This is a genomic window from Actinomadura miaoliensis, assembly GCF_039536785.1.
GTDB lineage: Bacteria > Actinomycetota > Actinomycetes > Streptosporangiales > Streptosporangiaceae > Spirillospora > Spirillospora miaoliensis.
Window position 1 is genome coordinate 1 of the sequence record NZ_BAAAZG010000008.1, and the last position, 4,569, is coordinate 4,569.

The following is a 4,569-nucleotide window of genomic DNA, read 5'->3' on the forward strand; positions in this document are numbered from 1 at the left end:
TCCCGCTTTCGCGTTTCCCGCCCCCGGGGCGACTCTTCTAATTTACCAGATCCGATCGGGCTGTCAATTTCCCGTTCTTTTCTGGTATCCGCCCTTCCGGCGCCACTTTCGCGGCGACTTCCGGGCGGCCGTGCTATTTCATCAGATCCGGCTCGATTGTCAAATTCGGGCCGCTCCCGACAGTCCACCCACACGCGTGCGTGACACACGTAGAAGGATCTTGCCAGGGAGAGATGGATGATGGTCCCCTTGGGACGGCCGCCGCACGTGGGCGTCTCGCTTCCCCTAGGGCCGAACGTACAAGTTACGTCGTCTGAGACCAGACGTCAAATCGACGCCCGCGCCGCCCTCAGCACGTCCCCACCGTCCTCACGAGCACCAGGACGGCCGGCCTACGAGCCGGGGCATCCGGCCGTCTCACGCCCTGCGACCTGCGGCAACGTGCTCCCTCAGGCAACCGCGCGGCGTCGCACCCGGAGGCGCGGCGTCGCACGGAGGGGCCTCCCCACCAGGGCTGTGACAGTTACGGCCATGGCCGAGGACGGTCCGTTGTCTCTAGGATCAAGAACCGCGCAAAGTGCTCAACCATCTACAAGGGTGATCCATTCCCCGGGTACCGGAGGTGCTCCATGAGCTACTACGGGCAGCAGCCAGGCTACGGCGGCTACCAGCCGCCGTCCTCTCCGCCCCCCAACCACCTCGTGTGGGCGATCCTGACCACGATCCTCTGCTGCCTGCCCGCGGGCGTGGTGTCGATCGTCTACGCCGCCCAGGTCAACTCCAAGTGGCAGTCGGGCGACTACCAGGGCGCGCAGAGCGCCTCCAACAACGCCAGGACGTGGGCGATCGTTTCCGCGGTCGTCGGTGTCGTGGTGGGCGTCGTGTACTTCATCGTGACGCTCGCCGCCGCGAGCAACACCTGACGGCATCCCCCCTCACACGGCACGTGTTCCGATGACGAACGATCGCTGGTCCGCTCTGCCGATGCCGGGCGGACTGGCCGGCCGACTCGCCGCTCCGGTCGGTGTTCTGCTGCTCACCGGTGCGGTGGTGTCGTACGTGGCGGCCGTCGACCCCAACGAGGACGGCCACTACCCGACCTGTCCGTTTCTGGCCCTGACCGGGTACCAGTGCCCCGGCTGCGGTGCGCTGCGAACGGTGCACGCGCTGGCGCACGGGCAGCTCGGGCAGGCGCTCGGGCTCAACGTGTTCGTGGTGGCCATGTTGCCGGTGCTGGCGTTCTTCTGGCTCCGTTGGACGATCGCCCGCGCCGGTGACCGGCCGACCCGCACCAAGGCGGGGGATCCACGGCTCATCTGGGCTCTGTTCGCGCTTGTCATGGCCTTCTGGCTGGTGCGCAACCTGCCGTTCGGCGCGTTCCTCGCCGCCTGAGCCGCCCTCTGCCGAGCGGTACGACGGTCTCGACGATCCGCAACCTCACCGATCCCCGCTCGTCCCCGCGAGGATGCCGGCACGCCCCTGCGCTCCTTCCGCGCCCTGGGCGTCGCAGGCAGAGGGGCCTTTCCGGGCAGAGATACCGTGCTTGCGAGTGCCGACCGCAAGCTCTCACTCCCCTTCGCATGGCTCCGACCTTCACCGCCTCATGCTTGCCGGACGGCCACAGTGCGCTTACCCGCCCTGCTGACGTGCCGGCCAGGCCGCCGCGACACTGAACGACCGCAGCCACCACCTCGACAACCGGCACAGCAGGGGGCCACGACCACCGCCCCAGCATGGGCACACAGCCCAGTCGACGCCGCCAACCCCCGCGGAAGCCCTCACGCCGCCAACCACTCATCCCGACAACCGTCAGCTCCCCCGCAGCCACCGCATCACAGCTCACACCAACACAACAGGACACGGCCGCCGCCACCGAAGCGAGCACTACACAGACCCTTAACCCGCTGGCGACAACCCAGCACATCAACCCCCACCCCCAACGCAGCAGGAAGCGACACCGGCGGCTGGAGCGTCCCAGGAAGCCACGACCGCCACCCCAGGCATGGGCACACAGCCCAGCGGACGCCGCCAGCCCTCACATCACCCGCCAACCACGCATCCCGACAACCGTCAGCTCCCCGGCAGCCACTGCGTCAGAGGCTCACACCAGCGCAATGGATGCGACGGCGGTCGCCACCAAGGCGAACACTGCACAGACCCTTAGCAGCCGCCAGCAACCACCCAACACATCAACCCCTACCCCCAACGCAGCAAGGAAGCGACATCGGCGGCTAGCGCGTCACAGGAAGCCACGACCGCTACCCCAGGCATGGGCACACAGCCCAGTCGACGCCGCCAACCCCACATCAAGCCACCAAAACGCATCTCAACAACCGTCAGCTCCCCCGCAACCACCGCATCACAGCTCACATCAACACAACAGGACGCGACGGCCGCCGCCCCGGGCATGGGCACACCGCCCAGCGGACGCCACCAACCCCCACGTCGCGCCGCCAACCACTCATCCCGACAACCGTCAACTCCGCAGCCACCGCATCACAGCTCACACCAACACAACAGGACGCGACGGCCGCCGCCACCACGGCGAACACTGCACAGACCCTTGACGGACGCTGGCGACAAACCAGCACATCAAGCCCCACCCCAACGCAGCCGAAAGCGACACCGTCGGCTGGCGCGTCACAGGAAGCCACGACCGCCACCCCAGCATGGGCACACCGCCCAGCGGACGCAGCCCCACATCAAGCCGCCAACCACGTATCTCGACAACCGTCGGCTCCCCGGCAACCACTGCGTCAGAGGCTTACACCAGCGCAACGGGACGCGGCGGCTGTGCCACCAGGGCGAGCACTGCACAGGGCTTGACGGCCGCCAGCGACAGCCAGTGCATCAAGCCCGGCCCAAGCGCAGCAGAGAGCGACACCGTCGGCTGGCGTTTCACCAGGCACGACGTCACCCACGCGTGGGGCACCGACGGCCTGCGGTGCAGTAGCAGTGGTGTGCGGTAGGGCTGGGGGTGGTCGAGGGCGGCGACGGCGGCAGCCAGGCGGAGCGGACGGGGTGACGCTGCGGATGCCGGGGAGTGTCCAAGGGTGGAGGGTTCGGCGACGACCGGCGAGGCCGCGGGACAGCCGTGCCACTCGTCCGTGGCAGGGACGGAGTGTGTGTGCCGGGCGCTGCGGTGGGGCGGTGGCTGGTTTCTGCGGCGTGGGTCAGGGGTGGCGGCGGTGGGCTGTGACTTCTATCTCGATGCGCATCCGGGGGTCGGCGAGGCCGCAGACGATCATGGTGGCGGCGGGGCGGGCGGGGGCGAAGTGGTGGCGGAGGGTGGGCCAGCAGGGCTCGAAGTCGGTGCGGTCCGGGAGCATGTAGCGGACGCGGACGACGTCCTCGAAGCCGCAGCCCGCCTCCGCCAGCGCGGCGCCGATGTTCTTCAGGCACTGTTCGGCCTGTTCGACGACGTCGTCGGAGATGGTCATCGTCGTGTAGTCGAAGCCGGTGGTGCCCGACACGTGCACCCAGTCGCCGTCCACGACGGCGCGTGCGTAGCCGATGTTCTCCTCGAACGTCGATCCGGAGAGGATCGCCCTGCGTTCTGCCATGTCCGCGACCCTAGGGGCGGGCGTTCCCATACGTCCAATACTCCAGGAGCGGGTTGGTGATATCAGTTGGCGTATGACGCCGCCGCCACCGGAGCTGGATCTCCGTCAGTTGCGCGCGTTCGTGGTGGTGGCGGAGGTGCTGCACTTCGGACGGGCCGCGCAGGTTCTCGGCATCGCGCAGCCGCCGCTCAGCCAGCAGATCGGCCGGCTGGAGAGGCGGGTGGGGCACAAGCTGTTCGAGCGGCATGCCCGAGGGGTGACGCTGACCCCGGCCGGGCGGGAGCTGCTGCCGGCGGCTCGCGGCGCGCTGGAGCAGGTGTCGGGCGGGCTTGACGCGGCTCGGCGGGTGGCCGGTGGCAAGGCGGGGCGGCTGCGCGTCGGGTTCGCCGCGTCGCTGGCGTTCACCGTGCTGCCGGAGGCGATCCGCGGGTATCGGCGGCGGTGTCCGGACGTGGAGCTCGATCTCCGGGAGCTGACGAGCGCTCCGCAGGTCGACGCGCTGCGGGCGGGCGCGCTGGACGTCGGGCTCGTTCGCGAGACGCCGGCCGGGCCGGATCTGGCCGCCGTCCCCGTACAGCATGAGCCCTTCGTGGCGGTGTTGCCGGACGGCCATCCGCTCGGCCGCGACGAGGCCGTCGCGGTGGAGGCGCTGGCCGACGAGCCGTTCGTGTTGTTCCCCCGGGCGGCCGGTCCCGCCTTCCACGACCGTGTCAGCGGGGTGTGCGGCGACGCGGGGTTCACGCCGAGGGTGGTCCAGCGGGCGGTGGAATGGCAGACGCTGGTGGCGTTCGTCGGGGCGGGGCTGGGGGTCACCATCGCCCCTGCAGGGGTGTCGCGGCTGCGGCTGGACGGGGTGGTCTACCGGCCGCTGACGCCCGAGCCCGCGCCCACGGTCGTCGCGCTGTGCTGGCGTGAGGGTGACACGCGGCCGTTGCTGCGCGGGTTCGTGGAGACCGTGCGGGCCTTGGGGACGTGCGACGATCAGGCGCCGCCTCGGCGGCCTCAC

General features: G+C 69.7%; 4 protein-coding genes. 3 read left to right on the plus strand and 1 reads right to left on the minus strand.

Features of this window, described 5'->3' with window-relative positions:
- The first annotated feature begins 629 nt into the window (after positions 1 to 629).
- Positions 630 to 923 (plus strand): CD225/dispanin family protein, encoded by a 294-nt coding sequence (locus ABD811_RS09230; protein ID WP_344943858.1) that lies wholly within the window; start codon positions 630 to 632, stop codon positions 921 to 923.
- A gap of 31 nt (positions 924 to 954) precedes the next feature.
- Positions 955 to 1,392: a DUF2752 domain-containing protein gene (locus tag ABD811_RS09235; protein ID WP_344943861.1), complete on the plus strand. Its 438-nt coding sequence runs from the start codon at positions 955 to 957 to the stop codon at positions 1,390 to 1,392.
- Positions 1,393 to 3,173: 1,781 nt separating this feature from the next.
- Here the strand turns inward: ABD811_RS09235 and ABD811_RS09240 are convergent.
- Complete coding sequence (locus ABD811_RS09240; RefSeq protein ID WP_344943864.1) at positions 3,174 to 3,563, minus strand: RidA family protein; 390 nt, start codon at positions 3,561 to 3,563, stop codon at positions 3,174 to 3,176.
- A gap of 73 nt (positions 3,564 to 3,636) precedes the next feature.
- On the opposite strand from ABD811_RS09240, the gene ABD811_RS09245 reads away from it, so the two are divergent.
- The coding region (locus ABD811_RS09245; RefSeq protein WP_344943867.1) for a LysR family transcriptional regulator at positions 3,637 to 4,569 on the plus strand (933 nt) is incomplete at its 3' end.